We start from the raw sequence: 19916 nt of genomic DNA on the forward strand, positions 1-19916 counted from the left end.
AGACTAATTAAATTATGTACATGGTCAAATAGTTGTTTTGTAAGCGGTAAACACTTATAATCACTAGTAGATAAAATATGCGCCACGTGGGAGTCGAACCCACATTACAAGAACCGGAATCTTGCGTGCGATCCATTACACTAGCGGCGCAATTACTCATACTATTCTACAAGAAAGAATTCAAATTTACAAGTTGAAAAGATAGGTGAAACTTTATGCCCCACAAACAAAGTTATGGGTATGGACAAATTCAAAAACAAATTCAAAAATTTGCACTGACACAGCAGATGCAGCAGTCGATTCAAATACTGCGATATAGTACTGAAGATCTTGCGAAGTATTTAAAACAAAAACAGCTGGATAATCCTTTTATCTCTATTAAGGGGACAATGAGTTATACTGGTAAATCGACGGATATGTCAAATTTCAAAGTTGGTCAGTTTGATATGGTTACAGATAACAAGAGTCAATCGCTGTATGATTATCTGCTGTCACAGGTGCATTTAACGATGAGGAAAACAAATCTTAGGAGTTGGGTTATTTATTTAATTGGTCAACTTGATGAGAATGGTTACCTAAAAATTGATTTAAGGAAACTAATCAGAAAAACTGGCGTCGATTATATTACAATGATGGATGCCTTGACCTTATTGCAGCAACTCGATCCACCGGGTGTAGGGGCACGTTCCTTACAAGAATGTTTACTTTTGCAAATTCAAAATATTGAAGATGCCCCAATTGAGGCACAGTTAATTGTTGAAAACGAGTTTGTGAGTTTGGTTGAACAAAATTGGGAGAAAATTGCAGCTAATCTGGCTATAGATGGCAAACAGATTGAAAATGCGGTTGAATTTATTCAAAGATTGACACCGGCACCAGGAGCAGCTTTTGAACAAGAAAATATAGGATATGTTTACCCTGACTTAATAATAAAAAAAATTTCGGGAACAGCAGATTTTAGTATCAAAACGACCAAGAAGACAAAGCCACTAGTTGTCTTCAAAAAAGACTACTACGATAAGTTTTTAAGAGAAAATGAAGATGAAGTAAAAAAATTTTTGAAAGAAAAGCAAAGAGACTTTCAAGAACTTATCAGAGATATCGAATTGCGTGCAGAGACGATTGTGAGGGTGGCAGAAGTTATAATTGAGCGGCAACATGATTTTTTTGAGGATGGTAACGAGAAATTGAAGCCATTGCTATTAAGAGATGTTGCACAAAAATTGAATTTGCATGAATCTACTATTAGTCGAGCAGTTAATGGAAAATACTTACAGTGTGATTTTGGAGTGTATGAACTAAAATATTTCTTCAAGCGACCTGTGAACAGTATAGGACAAGATATTTCTGTTGATACAATCAAAGAACATATAAATGTAATTATAGCCGCTGAAAACCAGCAAAAACCTTTGTCAGACAGCAAAATAGCAACAAAATTGGAAAAAGTTGGAATAAGAATATCACGGCGGACCGTTGCAAAATATCGTGAAGAACTAAAAATAGGTAGCTCAACACAAAGAAAAAGAATTTAAATCTAAGGTTATCTTTTTTGAGAATCAAACAAAGGATTTTATTGTTCGCTACTTGGGACATATTTTTAGTTATTCGTGATTAAAATTCGGAATAACGCAATATTTAATTGAATTATTAAGGCATAAATGAGCTATTAACGACTATTATAAATAAGAACTTACTGACTTGCATTAGGCATGAAATATTGCTATAATGCAGTTGTTGATAAGGTATGAGAACAATTAAAGAGAAATTGTTGTTGTACTTTTGTTTTTTTACTTACTGGGTCGTTTAATGACACTATTGGACAATATTAGTCCCATTAGGAAGGTAACTATGATGCATCAGGAGTTTGAATGGATTGAAAAAATTGCTCCCGACATGGTTGAAACTATGGTGCAGCGGTTCCTGATCTTACGTTATATTTCTTGGATGGGACCGATTGGTAGGAGAGTTCTTTCGCAGGAGTTTGGGTTGACTGAACGAGTGCTTAGAACTGAGACTGATTTCTTGCGAGGACAAGCGCTGATTGCTTCGACTAGGTCTGGTATGATTATTACTGGAAAAGGTCAGGATGTTATTCAGGGCCTGAGAGAGTTGATGGATCAATTTGCAGACATACGGCATCAAGAAGTTGAACTTTCAAAAAGATTAGGTATTGAAAAATGCTTGATTGTAGCAGGTGATTCTGATAAGCAGCCAAGTGTTATAGAAGAGATGGGTAAACTAGTCGATGAATCCTTAGTTGATATCTTGCCAAGTGGAAGAAATGTGATTGCAGTTATGGGTGGAATTACTATGGCGGTGATTGCAAAGGCTCTCACGAAAAGAGTTGGAGAGAATCGTGATTTACTTTTTGTTCCTGCAAGAGGTGGCGTAGGCGAAGCAGTAGATATTCAAGCTAACACGGTTAGTTCGCAAATGGCAATACATACTGGCGGACAGCATCGTGCCTTGTATGTCCCTGAGCAGTTGAGTGAGGAAGCGTTTGAGCCTTTACTCAAAGAACCAGCAATTCAAAAAGTAATAGGGCTGATTCGCAATAGTGATGCTGTTATTCATAGTGTCGGTGATGCTATTCGAATGGCTGAGAGAAGAGATATGCCTACTTCTGTAATTGAGATGCTTAAAAAAAAGCATGCGGTTGGAGAGGCGTTCGGGTATTTCTTTGATGAATTAGGTAGTGTGGTGTATAAGATCCCAAGGGTTGGTTTACAATTAGAGGATCTCACCGATATGGAATGTGTGCTCGCAGTTGCTGGCGGTGCTTCAAAGGCGAAAGCAATTATTGCATACATGAAACATGCTCCTCAACAAACTTGTCTGATAACAGATGAGGGAGCAGCAAACTTGATTTTAAAAAAGTAGTGTTTAACCAACACACTTTTTAAAATAAATTTTTTATTTCCTAAAGGAGGAAATTTTAGTATGACTACTAAAGTAGGTATTAATGGTTTTGGCCGTATTGGCCGTTTGGCATTCCGCCGTATTGCTGAGACTTCAGAAAGCTTGGAAGTTGTTGCTATCAACGATTTGACATCTCCAGCTATGTTGGCACATTTATTGAAGTATGATACAGCTCATGGTCAATTCGATGCTGAAATCTCTGCTACAGACAATGCACTTGTTGTTAATGGCAAAGAAATTCCTGTATACGCAGAAGCAGACGCACGTAACATTCCTTGGGTTAAGAATGATGGTGTTGATTTAGTTCTTGAATCAACAGGTTTCTACACATCAGAAGAAAAGGCATCTGCACATATCGAAGCAGGCGCAAAACGTGTTCTTATCTCAGCACCAGCTGGTAAGATGAAGACAATCGTTTACAGTGTTAACGATGACACATTGACAAACGATGACAAGATTGTTTCTGCTGCTTCATGTACTACAAACTGTTTAGCTCCTTTAGCAAAAGCTATGAATGATGCTTTTGGTATTAAAGCTGGTACTATGACAACAATCCATGCTTACACAGCTACACAAAAATTACAAGATGGTCCAGATCGTGGTGGTAACGTTCGTAACGCTCGTGCTGCTGCTGCTAACACAATTCCTCATTCAACTGGTGCTGCTAAAGCTCTTGGCTTAGTTGTTCCTGAAGTGAACGGTAAGTTAGACGGACATGCACAACGTGTTCCAGTTATCACAGGTTCATTAACAGAATTAGTTACAACTCTTAACAAAGAAGTAACTGCTGACGAAGTTAATGCAGCTGTTAAGAAAGTTACAGAAGGTAACGAATCATTCGGTTATAATGGTGACGGAATCGTTTCATCAGATATCATCGGTACAACATTTGGTTCAGTATTTGACCCAACTCAAACACAAGTTGTTGGTTCAGGTGAAGGCCAAGTTGTTAAGACTGTTGCATGGTATGATAACGAATCTGGTTTTACAGCACAAATGATCCGTACTTTGGAAAAATTTGCTAGCATGCTTTAAGATTTAGCTGACGCTAAGTTTTTAAATGATTTAGTTCATTGAGGCGGGGGGAGGCATAACTCTCTTCGCTTTTTATTTTAAAAAAATGGAGGATTACAATTCATGGCTAAACTAACTGTTTCTGATTTAGATGTTACGGGTAAAAAAGTTTTAATTCGTGTAGACTTTAATGTTCCTATTAAAAATGGTGTTATTGGTAATGATAATCGTATCGTTGCTGCACTTCCAACAATTAAATATATTGTTGAAAATGGTGGTAAAGCTATTCTATTCTCACATCTTGGTCGTATCAAGACTGAAGAAGATAAGAAAGAATTGTCACTTCGTCCAGTTGCTGAAAAATTAGCTGATTTGGTTAAAAAACCAGTTACTTTTGTTCCAACAACTCGCGGTGCACAACTTGAAGAAGCAATTAACAAGATGAACAATGGTGACATTTTGTTAGTTGAAAATACACGTTTTGAAGACTTAGATGGTAAAAAAGAATCTAAGAATGATCCTGAATTAGGCAAGTACTGGGCATCACTCGGTGACTTGTTTGTAAACGATGCTTTTGGTACTGCTCATCGTTCACATGCTTCTAATGTAGGAATTGCAAGCAATATGGAAAAAGCTGCTGCAGGTTTCTTGCTTGAAAAAGAAATTAAATTCTTAGGTAATGCTGTTGATACTCCAGTTCATCCATTTGTTGCCATCTTAGGTGGAGCAAAGGTTTCAGATAAGATTGGTGTTATTGATCATCTTCTATCAAAAGCTGATAAGGTTATTATCGGTGGTGGTATGACTTATACATTTTATGCTGCTAAGGGTATGAGCATTGGTAACTCATTAGTTGAAGCTGATAAGATTGAACTTGCTAAAGAAATTATTGATAAAGCTGGAGACAAATTAGTATTACCAGTTGATTCAGTAGTTGCTGAAAAATTCGATAATGATGTTCCTAGCAAAGTTGTTGATGGCGATATTCCTGATGGTTACATGGCACTTGATATTGGACCTAAGTCAGTTGCTTTATTCAAGGATGTTCTTAAAGATGCTAAGACGGTTGTTTGGAATGGACCTATGGGTGTGTTCGAAATGAGTAATTATGCTGAAGGAACTCTTGAAGTTGGTAAGTTCTTAGGTACACTTAGTGATGCTACAACAATTGTTGGTGGTGGTGATTCAACAGCTGCTGTTCAACAATTAGGTGTTGCTGATCAATTGACACATATTTCAACAGGTGGTGGTGCTTCCCTTGAATATCTTGAAGGTAAGACACTTCCAGGGATTGCTGCTGTTTCAGATAAATAGTCTAAATATATAGACAAAATTGAAAGGATGATATAATTGCGTACTCCTATTATTGCAGGTAACTGGAAAATGAACATGAATCCAGAACAAACTGCTGAATTTGTTAAAGCTGTAAAAAATGACTTACCAGCTGCAAGTAAAGTTGAATCAGTTATTGCCGCACCAGCTGTTGATCTTCCAGCACTTTTGGAAGCTGCAAAAGGTTCAGAATTAAAAGTTGCTGCTGAAAATTGCTACTTTGAAGACGAAGGTGCATTCACTGGTGAAACTTCTCCAAAAGTTCTTAAGGAAATGGGCGTTGATTATGTAGTTATTGGTCATTCAGAACGTCGTGATTATTTCCATGAGACTGATGAAGATATCAATAAAAAAGCTCATGCAATCTTTAAAAATGGTCTTTTACCAATTATTTGTTGTGGTGAATCTCTTGAAACTCGTGAAGCTGGTAAAGCAGAAGAATGGGTTGAAGGACAAGTAACTGCTGCATTAAAAGATCTTTCTGCTGAACAAGTTGCAAGTTCTGTAATTGCATATGAACCAATTTGGGCTATTGGAACTGGTAAGACAGCTTCATCTGATCAAGCTGAAGAAATCTGTGCAGTTGTTCGTAAGACTGTTGCAAAGCTTTACAACGAAACAGTTGCTGATAAGGTACGTATTCAGTATGGTGGTTCTGTAAAGCCAGCAAACGTTAAGGAACTTATGAGCAAAGAAAATATTGATGGTGGACTTGTTGGCGGAGCGTCATTAGTTCCTGAATCATATCTTGCATTGGTTAACTTTAACAAATAATTGATGTTTTTTGCGGCTAACAATTGAAAGTCGTTGAAAAAACCTTTAAAATAGGTTTGGGCTAGAAACTCAAGCCAATCTAAAACTCAAAGGAGAGTATATTATGTCTAGTATTACAGAGATCTATGCACGCGAAGTCTTAGATTCACGTGGTAACCCAACAGTTGAAGCAGAAGTCTATACAGAAGCAGGTGCTTTTGGCCGTGGAATCGTTCCTTCAGGTGCATCTACTGGTGAACATGAAGCTGTTGAATTACGTGATGGTGACAAGTCGCGTTACATGGGTAAGGGTGTAGAAAAAGCTGTTGCTAATGTTAACGATATTATTGCAAAAGAAATTGTTGGTTATGAAGTTACAGACCAAGTTGCTATTGATAAGGCTATGATTGCTTTAGATGGCACACCTAACAAAGGTAAATTAGGCGCAAATGCTATTTTGGCTGTATCAATTGCTGCTGCACGTGCTGCTGCAGATGAATTACAAGTGCCTCTTTATAACTACTTAGGTGGTTTTAATGCACACGTTCTTCCAACACCAATGATGAATGTCATTAATGGTGGAGCTCATTCTGATAACAAGGTTGACTTCCAAGAATTTATGATTATGCCTGTTGGTGCAAAATCTGTTAAAGAAGCAATCCGTATGGGTTCAGAAACTTTCCATAACTTACAAAAGTTACTTGCTAAAGCTGGCAAGGTAACTTCTGTTGGTGATGAAGGTGGATTTGCTCCTGATTTTGAGAACAACGAAGAACCATTGAAGTTCTTGATCGAAGCTATTGAAGCTGCTGGTTACAAACCTGGTAGTGATGTTGCAATTGCAATTGATGTTGCTTCATCAGAACTTTGGGATGGCGAAACTGGCAAGTATAAGTTACGTTGGTCAACTGGTGAAGAATTCTCTACTGAAGAATTTATTAACTATCTTGAAGGCTTAGTTGACAAGTACCCAATCATTTCAATCGAAGATCCTATCGATGAAAACAATTGGGATGATTGGAAGACAATTACAAGCGAATTGGGCAAGAAAGTTCAACTTGTTGGTGATGACTTCTTTGTTACAAACACAGAATACTTGAAAAAGGGTATTAAGATGGGTGCTGCAAACTCAATCCTCATCAAAGTTAACCAAATTGGTACATTGACAGAAACTGTTGAAGCTATCGAAATGGCTAAAGAAGCTGGTTATACAGCTATTGTTTCTCATCGTTCAGGTGAAACTGAAGATACAACAATTTCTGATTTAGTTGTTGCTACAAATGCAGGTCAAATCAAGACTGGTTCAATGAGCCGTACAGATCGTATTGCTAAGTACAACCAATTGATGAGAATTGAAGACCAATTGAGTGAAAGTGTTGCTCAATATAAGGGTATTCAATCATTCTATAACTTGAGTGAACAAGCTCGTCAAGAGATTGAAGCAAAATAATTAATAACGTTATAATTTAAGTTAGCTAATTTTGAACTAGTAATGGTAAATTAGCATAAGGAATTTGAATATAATAACTAAATAATGTGGCTGTATTAAAAGATAACTTTTAATACAGCTTTTTTTATTTGGGAGTGTGACATAAATCAGAAAAATTTGAAGTTAGACGGATAATTTTAACTTATGGAACACGTTTATACAGAATAATTAGCGAGGCTGAGTCAAAATTTAACTTTTGGAACAGCCCTTTTTTTATTATTGGATAAACAATTTTTATGAATTAAGATAACCTATCTGACTATAAGCCTTTAAGTTGAATAATAAATAGCATCTTATACTTGTAATTTTGCCGATATTTAAATTTCCTTGATTTTAATTTTCTCTAAACGTATTAAAAAGTTGACTTTTGATTGATCTCATTATTTAATCTGTATAAGATAGTTGCCAAGTTGGTAATTTTTTATTGGCAAAAAAACTTGATTTATAAGTGATAAAACTGACTGGAAATAAAAGATTATTTATGCTACATTATAATAGATGTAGATTACCTATGGAGTAAGGGGGTATGAGCTTGTATAATTTAATTTTAACTATTTTGATGATTGTTTCTGTATTGATTATTATTGCTGTAATGATGCAACCTGCTAAGAATGATAATGCAGCTTCTGCTTTATCAGGTGGAGCAGCGGATTTATTTAGCAAGCAAAAACCTCGTGGATTTGAGGCATTTATGCAGAAGGTAACGGCCGTATTAGGAGTAATCTTCTTTATACTTTCATTGGCTTTGGTTTATATTTCATCGCATTGATAAAAAGTAAGATCTTCTGCTTAACTCTGTGCAGGGGGGTTTTACTTTTTTTTTGGATTAAGAATAGCTCGTAATAGATAATTAATTAAGTAAACGAGGAAATTAATGGAAAATAATATTATTAAAGAAAAGATACTAAGAAAATTAAGAGAATCACCAGATCGTGATTTTCAAGTTCAAGAGTTAGCTGAGGCTATTGCAATGACAACAGCAGTTCAGTTTAAATTTGTAGTGCAAGCATTAGCACAACTAGAGCATGATAAAGAAGTAACACTTAACCAAAATGGAGCATTTACAATTGCTAAGGATGATTCTCTTCCAAAGTTTGTTGGTGTTTTTCATGCAAATGATCGTGGCTTTGGTTTTGTAACAGTAGATGTCGACACACCTGATTTTTTTATTAACCCAACACAAACAATGGCGGCTTTGAATGGTGATGAAGTTGAAGTTATTGAGCTTAGAAAAGCTGATGAGAAAACTGGTAGAGGACCCGAGGGAAAAGTCGTTGGGATTGTTAAACATGCTATTGAGCAAGTCGTTGGTGAGTTTGTTATAGATAGTGAAGAGGAATATCCAGAAGGTATTATTGGGACAGTGAAATTAAAAGATCGTAAATTATCTCATTATACTTTTTTGGTTGAAGATCAGGGGTTAAACCCGGTTCCAGGCGAAGTAATTTTAGCGGATATCACTGCCTACCCTGATGCACACCTTCCAGGAATACTCAAAGGTATTGCGATAAAGGTAATTGGAAATGTCAATGATCCTGGAATTGATATTTTACAGGTTGTTTATCAACATGATATTCCAACCCATTTTCCAGAAGAAGTGATGGCAGAGGTTGAGCAGATTCCTGACCATGTAACTGATGAGGAACGTAAGGGTAGGGTGGATTTGACTGAGCAAGATTTGGTCACAATTGATAGCATTGAATCTAAGGACCTTGATGATGCGGTTACAGCATGGAAGTTAGATAATGGCAATTATCATTTAGGTGTGCATATTGCGGATGTCTCTCATTATGTAAGAGTTGGTACAGCGTTGAACGATGAAGCCTTCAGTCGAGGTACTTCAGTTTATTTGACAGATCGTGTGATTCCAATGTTGCCACATAAATTATCAAATGGAATTTGTTCGTTAAATCCCAAGGTTGAACGATTAGCAATGAGTTGTGAAATGGAGATTGATTCAGAAGGTAATGTATTGAATCATAAAATTTTCCCAAGTGTTATTAAAACAACGGAAAGAATGACTTATGTTGCGATTAATAAAATTCTTGAGTCGCGTGATGAAAAAACAATGGCACGATATGAGAATTTAGTTCCGATGTTTGAAACAATGAATGAACTCCATAAAATTTTGCTTAAAATGAGAAAAAGACGCGGAGCAATTGAATTTGAGGATACAGAGGCAAAGATTATTGTTGATGAAAAAGGGCATCCAGTTGATATTCAGTTGCGAGAGCGCGGAACTAGTGAAAGAATAGTTGAATCATTTATGCTTGCTGCTAATGAAACAGTTGCTGAACATTTCAACCATTTACGCGTTCCTTTTATTTATCGTATTCATGAAACTCCAAAAGCAGAAAAAATGCTATCATTTTTTGAAGCATTGTCTAGTTTAGGAATTGAAGCATCTGGTAGCAGTAATGATGTAAAACCTAAGATGTTACAAACAATTTTGAAGAAAGTAGCGGGTAAACCAGAGGAAGCAATGGTTTCAACGATGTTACTACGTTCAATGCAGCAAGCAAAATATTCTGACCAACCATTAGGACATTTTGGTCTTGGGGCACAAGATTACACACATTTCACATCTCCAATTAGAAGATATCCAGATCTTCTAGTTCATCGTTTAATTCGTTTTTATGAACAAAATGGGATTAATGATGAAACAAAGGAAGAATATAAGCAAGAAATCCCTGAAATAGCTCTCCATAGTTCACAAATGGAGCGGCGTGCAATTGATGCAGAACGTGATACTGATGCGATGAAGAAAGCTGAATATATGGCTGATCATGTCGGTGAAGAGTTTGATGCAGTTGTTAGTTCTGTAACAAAATTCGGGATGTTTGTTGGGCTACCTAATACGGTTGAAGGTCTTATTCACATTAGTGAAATGAAAGATGATTACTATGAGTACTTGGATAAACATATGGTTCTAGTTGGTCGTCATACCAAGAGAACTTACCGAATTGGACAACCAATAAGGGTCAAGTTAGTTAATGTTAATGTTGATCAAAAGGAAGTTGACTTCACTCTTTTAAATCCTGAAGATGCTCCTAAGACTGATTTGTTGGTCAAAGCTGGAGGAAATGATTCAAGGAGAGGCAATGGCGATAAAAAATATCAGGGAAATCGTAAGTATGATAGTAAAAAGGGTAATTCAAAAAACAGAGATAAGCAGCATGGTTATCGTCCCTTTAAAGATAAGTTAAAAAAGAGACACTGATAATTTTTTAGGAGGTGTTTATGATGGTAAAAAAGAAACATGAGAATCCTCCTTTGGCCCAAAACAAAAAAGCGAGCCATGATTATGCGATAATTGATACGGTTGAAGCTGGAATTGTTTTAACTGGAACAGAAATTAAATCAGTACGTGCACGTCGAATAAACCTTAAGGATGGTTTTGCACAAATTCGTAATAGTGAAGTCTGGCTGATGAATGTTCATATTTCGCCATATGAACAAGGAAATCAGTTTAATCACGATCCACTTAGAAATCGTAAATTATTACTTCATAAAAAACAAATTGCTGATTTAGGTAAGATGACTTCTGACAAGGGAATCACTTTAGTCCCACTAAAGGTTTATATTAAAAGTGGATTTGCTAAAGTTTTGCTTGGAGTAGGTAAAGGTAAACGTGACTATGACAAGAGGGAATCTATCAAACGTAAAGATCAAGAACGACAAATCCAGCGAACATTGAAAAACTATAGTTAGAAAATAAAATACGATGAATATTCAACAATGAATCAGCGAGAGGAGCTGGATCAAAAGTAAAATTTTGATTCAGTTCCTCTATTTATTCCGTATAAACGTGTTTTATAAGTCAAAATTCTTCGTCTAACTTCGAATTACTCATAGCAAATTACTCGCTATATTCGTAATTTCGAGTTAGTACTCAAATTTTCCCGACTTTGTACTGCCTTAAAAAAGTTGGACATGTTTGTTTTAATTATTAGTTAGATACTGTTTACGATATTCGACTGGAGTTAATCCGTGACGCTTAAGTGAAATTCGCTGGTTATTATACCAAGCAACATAATGTTCCACTAATGTACTTAGTTCACTGAGCGAAGTAACCTTAATGCGCCTTAAACATTCACGTTTAAGCATACTGAAAAAGCTCTCAACTGGGGCATTGTCTAAACAATTTCCCTTACGAGACATGCTTTGAATGAAATGATGATGTCTTAGTTTAGCTTGATAATTGGTCATTTGATATTGCCATCCTTGATCAGAGTGTAGAATTGGTTTAGTGGTTGCGGGAATTTTTTTAATGACTGTTTCAAGGGTTTGATCGATCAAAACACGATTGGGTGTTGAACTAACTTTAGCGGCTAAAACTTCATTACTAGCCTCATCAATAACTGTCGAAATATAACCCCATTTTCCACACGTAAGTTTAAACTGACTGACGTCAGTATGCAAAACAGTATATGGTTTATGGGCCTTGAATTGTTGCTTGAGCAAGTTAGGTACCACCTGTCCAACATGACCATGATATGAGTTGTACCGACCAGAATGTTTTGAAAAAAGAGTAACTTTCAGACCCATAGAAAACATAATTTTACGAACAGTTTCTAGACAAAGTTTAACATGATGCTGTTTTAAAACAAATCTCATGCGACGATAACCATAAGTTTGATGAGAGCGGGCAAATTCTTGCCGAATAATTTGTTTAACCTGACGATATTTATCAGGCCGGTTTAGACAAGCTAAATGATAGTAATACGTCGAACGCGCAAGTCCCGCAACTTTTAAGAGCGTAATAAAGGGATAATCACGCTGCAATTCGTTAATTGTTTTAACTTTTAGTGCTGTTTTTTGTTTCGAATTACGGCATCCAATTTTTTTAGATAAACATTCTCAATTTTAGTATAGGAAAGTTCCTGTTCTAAATGTCTGATTTGTTTTTGTTGTCTCTCTATTAACTGTTGTTCGGTCTTTTTCTTGGATGTTTCTTTCTTTTTCTTAACCATCTTGGGTCGTCCTATCTTAGATGAAATTACGGCTTTAATTCCAAATTGCCGCATTAATTTAAGCCAATTATAAACGACTGTGTGGCTGATATTAAAGTGGATGGCTGTTTTTTGAATACTGGTAGAATGGTTCAAGTAATATGTAATAACCGCTACCTTGAAATCATTAGAATAGTGCCGGCGTTTAAGCTGTTTAAGTCCGGTAGGACCAAAAGCTTTATAACGCGACACCCAAATTACTAATGGAGTATCACTCGGCATCTTATATTTCAGACACAGTGTGTGGAGTGAATTTTCACCATTTAAATATTCTTTAACTACTTTCAACTTAAAGCTGTAGGTATAATTACGTGTCAAAAAAGCACCTCCAAAACTTGATTTACATGTCCAAGTTTTGTAAGGCACTTCACTTATGTCACACTTCCTTATTTATTACAAATAAATGAGTTTTATAATTCAAAGCACTTCGACTAAATTTGAATTGCGTAGCAGAGCTCACGGTATGTTCGTAATTTCAAGTTAGTAATCAAGTCTTCCTGGCTTATAGTACAAGCTTCTTTTTATTTTTAGAAAAAATATTTTTCATACACATATATTGTATAAACTCATAACAAAAGTGTATTTTTTTATTACAATTCTTAAGAAAAAAGTAATAATGAAACAAATAAGTAATATTTTGTAAGATACCTGCAACCAATGGAATTAGCTGATTGCGTATAATATTCAGTGGTAAAGGGGTTAATTCTTATGAAAATAATTGGGGTCGTCACAAAATACATATTACTAATAGCATTTGTAATGACAACCATGACAAGTGGGGTTTCTGCAGATACTGTAAGTAGCTTACAAGGGCAGCAAAGTAGTGCCCAGAAAAAATTAGATACCAATAATGATCAATTATCTAAAAAGATTACGGCTGTTAATCAAGTGTACCAAGAGATACAACAGTTGAATGAAAAGAAAAAGGATACAGCCGCTAACATTACAGCTGTTAAGGAAAAACTCGAAGCTGCCAAGTCGGAAAAACAAAAGCGTGTTGCAGATGCTAAAGCTAGATTAAGAGAACTTCAATTAAGAGAAGGAACAAATGATACGCTTCAGGTTCTTGAAAATTCTAGTAATTTATCTCAATGGTTAGGTAATGTTATTGCATTAACTCGTTTACAAGCTGTTTACAATGATAGCTTAGCTGCTGTTAAACAGAGTGTTAATAAAATTTCAACCGATCGCAAGCAACTGGTAACATATCAAGCAAGTCTTGATAGTCAGGCGAAAGACTTAGCTTTGAAGAAGGATCAGATGAGTGCTTCGTTGAGTTCTCTAAAGCAGCTGGTGAAAAATAATCAAGCGGCAGTGGCAACTCTTGCTAATAAGGTTTCATGGGCAAAGGAAAGTGCAGCAAAAGAAGCAGCAGCACAGGCAAGTGCTAGTTCACTTGCTGTACAACAACAAGCACAAGCAGCAACAAGTAGTAGTTCAGCACAGTCATCAACAACAAGTTCTTCTGCAGCAGTATCTAGTCAAAGTTCCAGCTCTACAACGGCTAGTAGCAGTAGTTCTGCAAATTCTGCAATAACTACAACAGCGACCAATGTTGTATCAACAGGTAGTAGCTCAAAAACGCTTACTATGCAATCAACCGGATATTCGACTGCTCAGAGTGGTTTGAGCTCTTATAGTGCAACAGGAATTAATTTAAGTCAACACCCAAGTTGTATAGCGGTTGATCCCAGTGTCATCCCATTAGGAAGTATTGTCTGGGTTTCAGGTTATGGAGTTACAGTAGCCGGAGATACAGGTGGCGCAATAAAGGGAAACATTATTGATGTGCATTTTTCAACTGTTGCACAGGCGCAGAGTTGGGGAAGAAGATCAGTTACAGTTAAGATATTGAGTTAATCTAATAAATAACTTAAAAACTCTGCATTTTTAAATAGCTTAGAAATTGAAATTTAAACAAATTTTTGGTTAATTGATGCTGATAAATCTAAATATTAAAGTTCTAGTTACTTTGTGACCAGAGCTTTTTTAATTTGAAATTAAATAATCAATTTGAATTTGATGAGTAGAGTGAAGTATTTTTTTAAATTAAAATCCAATTAATAGTTGACCTTTTAATTAAAATAGTCTAAACTATATCTAATAAATGAAAGGAGTCCTTCATATGAGCATTCAATCAAATAATCGTGTAATTGAATTTGCCCTACTACTATGATGAAGGACTCTGACAATATGTCGAGTCCTATTTGTAGTTAGAATGGGGCTTGAGCGGCGAATGAACGTCCCATTCTTGATGAATGGGGCGTTTTTATTTACAAATATTTTTATAAATTAGGAGGATATAAGTATGAAACAAATACAATTTTTTGATACAACATTACGTGATGGCGAACAGACAATTGGTGTTAATTTTTCGATTGAGGATAAAATAAGAATAGCTAAACAATTAGTTAACTGGGGTGTAGATGTAATTGAAGCAGGTTTCCCTGTTGCATCAAAGAATGATTTTAAATCAGTTAGAAAAATTGGACAGGAAATAACAGGATGTAAGGTAACAGGACTGGCACGTTGTGTAAAAAAAGATATTGATGCAGTGAGTGCTGCCTTAGGAGACACTCCAAATGGTCAAATTCATGTGTTTATTGCAACGAGTCCTATCCATCGTGAAGCAAAGTTACATATGACCAAAGATGAAGTAATCGAAACAATTGAGAATTGTGTTAGTTATGCTCATCAAAAATTTGAGCATGTTGAATTTTCCCCAGAGGATGCAACTAGAACGGAATGGAATTTTTTGGTTAAAGCAATTCGCACAGCAATTTTTGCAGGAGCAGACGTGATTAATATTCCTGATACTACAGGCTACACTAATCCAGAAGAAATTAGTGAGTTATTTGATTATTTAAAAGACAATATTCCTGAATTTGATGAAGTAGTATTTTCGATACATTGTCATAATGACTTAGGAATGGCAACAGCCAATGCATTAGCCGCAATTCAACATGGCGCAACTAGGGTAGAAGGAACAATTAACGGTATAGGTGAACGTGCAGGGAATACAGCACTTGAAGAAATTGCAACGACATTAATGGTGCGGAAGGACTTTTATCAAGTTGAGACTAATATCTGTTTAACCAAGACTTTCGAAATAGCTAAAATGGTTAGTCAAAAATCAAAAATGCAGATTCCTAATAATAAACCTATTACAGGAACTAATGCATTTTCACATGAATCAGGAATTCATCAAGACGGCTTTTTGAAGAATCATGCAACGTATGAGATTTTAACTCCGCAAAGTGTGGGAGTTGCACATTCATCGATCCCTTTGGGAAAATTGTCGGGTTCACATGCAGTGATAGTAAAGTTAGAAGAGATGGGATATAAAATTGATAAAGAGACAACTAAGGATATTTTCATTAAATTCAAAGCGATTGCTGATAATCAGCCAATTGTTTCCGATGATGATTTAGTTCAGATAATGAACGAAATACAAGGAGTTGCAAGTAAAAAATAGGTATAAAAAAGGGGCTGTGCCATAAGTCCTAAGTGAAAGAGCTTCACCAGAGAAAGTAATGATTTTTCTGGTGAAGCTCTTTTGGTATAATTAAAAATAAAAAAGCACCGGTTGCAGCCAGTACTTTCAAAAACAATACCCCTATAGAAAGGATAAACAAAATGTATAATAATTATAACATAAATCAGACTGTACTTAGTATCAAAACTGACTGGGAACCAAAAGAAAATCATCCTGCACGGATGATTAATCAAATAGTTGAAGACCTTAAAATTAAAGATCCCTACATCTTTGGACGTCCGCGTAAGTATGATCTGCGTGTACTTTTAAAATTAATTTTGTTTGCGTACACAAAAGGTATCTTCAGTAGTCGTCGTATTAATACCTTGGCAGAAGAGAATTTGGCAGCCCGCTGGCTGACGCAAGAACAAGTTCCAGCCTACCGAACAATTTGTCGTTTTAGAATTTCAGATGAAGTTGAGAACTTGATCAATCAATGCATTCAAAAACTAACCAAATATCTAAAGCAAAATAACTTTATTGATGAGGTTACTTTTATTGATGGAACTAAAATTTTGGCTGATGCCAATAAGTATAGTTTTGTTTGGCGTAAAAATACTGTTCGTTTTGACAAGCTTAATCGCTCTGCGATTATATCCCTTCTGGAAGAATTAAATGAAGCTAAATTTAAGTGTCAGCTCCCTGCAGAGACAGATCTTACTTTAGAAATGCTTGATGAAATTATCTTGCGGTTAGAAAATGACTTGAAAGATTTGAATAAAAAGATTGAAAAAGAACACATCTCTCCCAATCCAGACAAGTCAAGGCGTCGAAAACTAAAATCTTTAAAACGAAAACTTAAGTTACGGCAAGCTAAATTATTAGATCATAAAATGCAAACCAAAATTTATGGTAAAAGAAATAGTTATTCGAAAACAGATCATGATGCAACTTTCATGCGTATTAAGGAAGATCCAATGCTCAACGGACAGCTAAAACCGGCTTATAATCTACAAATCGCCACAAGTAAACAATTTGTAACTGCCTTTGGCATTTTTCAAAATCCAGGAGATACCAAAACATTAATTCCCTTTTTACAGCAACAGAAAGCAGCTGGAACTTTAGGTAAGTATATTGTGGCTGATGCAGGATACGGTTCAGAATCAAATTATCAATATCTTGAAGATGAACTACCTGAACATACGGCATTAATTCCATATGGTACGATGCTGAAAGAAAATAGTCGCAAATGGGAAAGTGACGACCGTAAGGTCATGAATTGGGCATATCATCCTAAAGACGATTATTTTATTGATCTGCAAGGAGTTAGATTTAGTTTTTATGCTTTCCGTAAGCGCAAAGACAAGTATGGGTTTATACGTGAATTTAAAGAGTATAAGGCAAACAAATACGATAACGATTTTCAGGTTGATAACCGAGCATTCACTAAAAGCGGAAAACCTCGTAAAATAAGTATTAATGGCACATGGGAATATTTCAAAGCTAAAGAACGCAAATTGCTTTCAAATCACCAAACTGGTTCAATTTACGGACGACGTAAAATAGACGTTGAATCAGTTTTTGGTGGATTGAAGGCTTGTTTAGGTTTTAGAAGATTTTCAGTTAGGGGGCTTGAAAAGGTAAAAAGGGAGGCTGGAATTGCCTTGATGGCAATGAATATTAGAAAATTGGTGGCGAAGAACACCAATTATAATTATTTTATAACACAAAAGAAGAGATTAGTGAAAATCAAAGAACGATTTTCACTAATCTCTTCTATTTTGAAGGACTTATGGCACAGCCCCTTTTTTTACTTTACATAAGTTAGATAAGTAGTTATAGATTAATCAAATGTATTTTTTCATATACTTTTTTGCAAGTGATTATAGTTATGATCGCCTAATTTTGTTTGACCGACATTCTTAAAACCATAATTATGGTATAAAGCCTCTGCTCGTGGATTTTCCCAATCTACATTCAAACCAATCTTATTCTTATTTTGATTTGCCGCTAGATCATCAGTAGCCGTTAGTAGTTTACTCCCAATTCCATGCCCTTGATACTTAGGATTGACAGCAATTGAATTTAAATACCATTCATCTGGGTATGCCTCGGGATCAGAAAATATTACAATTGAGGGAGAGAGACCAGCATCTTGCAAGAAGGAGTGCATTAATTTGTTGATTTTCTTCTCATTTTCAAAGGGGTATCCATATAGGAATCCTACAACTTTATCATTTTCAACGGCAACGATCGTTTGAGCCCATTGTGATAAAAACTCTGGGGTTTCAAATGATTTTTGAAAGACAATATCCAATTTAGAACAATCTAATGTCCTGACAATCTCCAAATCCATCTCATCAATAATTATATTGAATAAAGAAACAATTGCCTTGGAATCTTGGTCTGTAGCTTTTCTAATTAACAATTTTGTTCTCCTTTTAAGTTTAATCATATTTAACCTGTAATTGGTAACGTGAATTTCGTTTTCTTTGGGACGAACTTGCAAAATAATCTAAAATTGCAACAATGGCTAAACAGAGCGGCTCATCATCTTTATTGTTGACAGTCAATTCTAAAAATTTACCAGAAGACAGCATCACCTCTTGTAATGACATTATCAATGTTTGCTTATGATAAATCTTATAAGTAAAATTAACGATATTGCCCACTACCATCCAATTTAGACCTTTTATGAGAATGAGATCCCTATTGCCAAAATTAATTCGTCGAAGGGAACCGACTTTTTCAGTATTAAGAAAAAGTTCAAATTTGGGGAATATTCCAAAGCCTCGCTGCTTGATTTGTGCTAATAGCTCGCCAGAGATTGCATATACTGATAAAACATCTTGATGCCTGCCCCAATTGCCAACAACAAGGTAGATTGCTTTTGAATTTTGATCTACGATTTTAGTTGCACCCTGGGTACTGAGACGATGTCGGTGGGCATACAAGTTACGCAATTTAATACCTCCTTTGAGTTCAAACCAACAAAATTATTTTTCTTTTAACACTTCTTCAATGGCTAAACCAACACCATCTTCAGTATTACTTTTAGTCAAACGCTTAGCAGTCTGCTTTACTTCAGTGATGGCGTTACCCATTGCATAACTAACACCTGCAACTTTCAACATCGACATATCATTATTGTTGTCACCAATAGCCATAACATTGTCCATAGGAATATTCATTAAATCAGCGAAAGCTTGAAGAGCCGCTCCCTTTTGTGCATTTACATGATTGATTTCAATATTAGAACTTGAGGATGAAGTAACTACAAGAGAGGCAAATTGTTTTAATTCTTCTCTGATAGGATTAAGTTTTTTGGGACCTTCGTTACTAAAGGTAACAAATTTATAAACCTTTATTGAGGGATCTTCGATTATTTTCAAATAATCATCAATATAATTAACATTCATCAGTTCAAAACGTGCAGCAGCCATAGAAACTGCTAATTTGTATGGTGTTTCTGGGCTGACTTTTGTTAATAACTCAGCAAAATTCTCAATTCGATTTGTCTTACTGTCTGAGTAAATTCCCGCAGAAGTAACAATTTCAAAATACAAACCTGTTTTCTTCAATAGATATAAAACATTGCTTGCAAGTGTGTCATTAATTGCAGCAGAACTTAGAAGGTTACCATTTTTATCAAATACTTGAGCACCATTTAAAGTAATCATTGGGCAATTAAATCCCGCTTCTTCGATAAGTGGCTTGATTTCTGTATACCCACGACCAGTCGAAACGACGAAATGGACACCTGCTTTTTGTGCAGCCTTAATGGCATCGGAATTTCTTTTTGAAATAACCATATGATCGTTTAGTAGAGTGCCATCCATATCAGAAGCAATAATTTGTATCATACTTTTTTCCTCCATTAACTTCAATTCGATTTTACACTCATTCTACCATGAATAACGAT

The 19916-nt window shown here is 35.6% G+C and carries 17 protein-coding genes and 1 tRNA gene; 12 read left to right on the forward strand and 6 right to left on the reverse strand.

Features of this window, described 5'->3' with window-relative positions:
* Positions 1-78: 78 nt before the first annotated feature.
* Positions 79-150 (reverse strand) — tRNA-Arg (locus G6O70_RS05830).
* A gap of 65 nt (positions 151-215) precedes the next feature.
* On the opposite strand from G6O70_RS05830, the gene rpoN reads away from it, so the two are divergent.
* From rpoN to smpB, 9 genes are all read left to right on the forward strand, one after another.
* On the forward strand, positions 216-1532 hold the full coding sequence (gene rpoN / locus G6O70_RS05835) for an RNA polymerase factor sigma-54 (RefSeq protein ID WP_057870227.1): 1317 nt from the start codon (positions 216-218) through the stop codon (positions 1530-1532).
* 319 nt (positions 1533-1851) lie between these two features.
* Positions 1852-2880, forward strand: coding sequence for a sugar-binding transcriptional regulator (locus tag G6O70_RS05840; RefSeq protein ID WP_057870229.1), 1029 nt, complete (start codon positions 1852-1854; stop codon positions 2878-2880).
* A 60-nt stretch (positions 2881-2940) separates the two neighbouring features.
* Positions 2941-3954 (forward strand): type I glyceraldehyde-3-phosphate dehydrogenase, encoded by a 1014-nt coding sequence (gene gap / locus G6O70_RS05845; RefSeq protein ID WP_057870226.1) that lies wholly within the window; start codon positions 2941-2943, stop codon positions 3952-3954.
* A gap of 102 nt (positions 3955-4056) precedes the next feature.
* A complete protein-coding gene (locus G6O70_RS05850; RefSeq protein ID WP_057870225.1) occupies positions 4057-5247 on the forward strand; it encodes a phosphoglycerate kinase in 1191 nt (396 codons plus the stop codon).
* A 36-nt stretch (positions 5248-5283) separates the two neighbouring features.
* Complete coding sequence (gene tpiA, locus G6O70_RS05855; protein ID WP_057870224.1) at positions 5284-6039, forward strand: triose-phosphate isomerase; 756 nt, start codon at positions 5284-5286, stop codon at positions 6037-6039.
* 103 nt (positions 6040-6142) lie between these two features.
* Positions 6143-7468, forward strand: coding sequence for a phosphopyruvate hydratase (gene eno / locus G6O70_RS05860; protein ID WP_057870223.1), 1326 nt, complete (start codon positions 6143-6145; stop codon positions 7466-7468).
* Positions 7469-8039: 571 nt separating this feature from the next.
* Positions 8040-8276, forward strand: coding sequence for a preprotein translocase subunit SecG (secG, locus tag G6O70_RS05865; RefSeq protein ID WP_003688101.1), 237 nt, complete (start codon positions 8040-8042; stop codon positions 8274-8276).
* 105 nt (positions 8277-8381) lie between these two features.
* Positions 8382-10727: a ribonuclease R gene (gene rnr, locus G6O70_RS05870; protein ID WP_057870222.1), complete on the forward strand. Its 2346-nt coding sequence runs from the start codon at positions 8382-8384 to the stop codon at positions 10725-10727.
* Between the two features lie 23 nt (positions 10728-10750).
* Entirely contained in the window at positions 10751-11218 is a 468-nt protein-coding gene (smpB, locus tag G6O70_RS05875; protein WP_057870221.1) for an SsrA-binding protein SmpB, read from the forward strand.
* A 231-nt stretch (positions 11219-11449) separates the two neighbouring features.
* Here smpB and G6O70_RS05880 read toward each other — a convergent pair whose 3' ends face one another.
* Positions 11450-12292, reverse strand: a complete 843-nt coding sequence (locus G6O70_RS05880; RefSeq protein WP_219934308.1) for an IS3 family transposase — start codon at positions 12290-12292, stop codon at positions 11450-11452.
* Positions 12293-12312: 20 nt separating this feature from the next.
* On the reverse strand, positions 12313-12837 hold the full coding sequence (locus tag G6O70_RS05885) for a helix-turn-helix domain-containing protein (RefSeq protein ID WP_219934272.1): 525 nt from the start codon (positions 12835-12837) through the stop codon (positions 12313-12315).
* A 390-nt stretch (positions 12838-13227) separates the two neighbouring features.
* On the opposite strand from G6O70_RS05885, the gene G6O70_RS05890 reads away from it, so the two are divergent.
* The 3 genes from G6O70_RS05890 (at position 13228) to G6O70_RS05900 (ending at position 17817) form a co-directional block, all read left to right on the forward strand.
* Positions 13228-14379, forward strand: coding sequence for a 3D domain-containing protein (locus G6O70_RS05890; protein WP_057870473.1), 1152 nt, complete (start codon positions 13228-13230; stop codon positions 14377-14379).
* Positions 14380-14827: 448 nt separating this feature from the next.
* Complete coding sequence (locus G6O70_RS05895; protein WP_057870474.1) at positions 14828-15994, forward strand: 2-isopropylmalate synthase; 1167 nt, start codon at positions 14828-14830, stop codon at positions 15992-15994.
* Positions 15995-16155: 161 nt separating this feature from the next.
* Positions 16156-17817, forward strand: coding sequence for an IS1182 family transposase (locus G6O70_RS05900; protein ID WP_219934309.1), 1662 nt, complete (start codon positions 16156-16158; stop codon positions 17815-17817).
* Positions 17818-17855: 38 nt separating this feature from the next.
* Here the strand turns inward: G6O70_RS05900 and G6O70_RS05905 are convergent, their stop codons facing one another.
* From G6O70_RS05905 to G6O70_RS05915, 3 genes are read right to left on the reverse strand one after another with little or no spacing between them, the layout of a single operon-like run.
* Positions 17856-18422, reverse strand: a complete 567-nt coding sequence (locus G6O70_RS05905; protein ID WP_057868842.1) for a GNAT family N-acetyltransferase — start codon at positions 18420-18422, stop codon at positions 17856-17858.
* Positions 18423-18441: 19 nt separating this feature from the next.
* A complete protein-coding gene (locus G6O70_RS05910) occupies positions 18442-18957 on the reverse strand; it encodes an LURP-one-related/scramblase family protein (RefSeq protein WP_181387772.1) in 516 nt (171 codons plus the stop codon).
* A 33-nt stretch (positions 18958-18990) separates the two neighbouring features.
* Complete coding sequence (locus G6O70_RS05915) at positions 18991-19857, reverse strand: Cof-type HAD-IIB family hydrolase (protein WP_057868844.1); 867 nt, start codon at positions 19855-19857, stop codon at positions 18991-18993.
* Positions 19858-19916 lie beyond the last annotated feature (59 nt).

This window comes from Liquorilactobacillus hordei DSM 19519, from assembly GCF_019443985.1.
GTDB lineage: Bacteria > Bacillota > Bacilli > Lactobacillales > Lactobacillaceae > Liquorilactobacillus > Liquorilactobacillus hordei.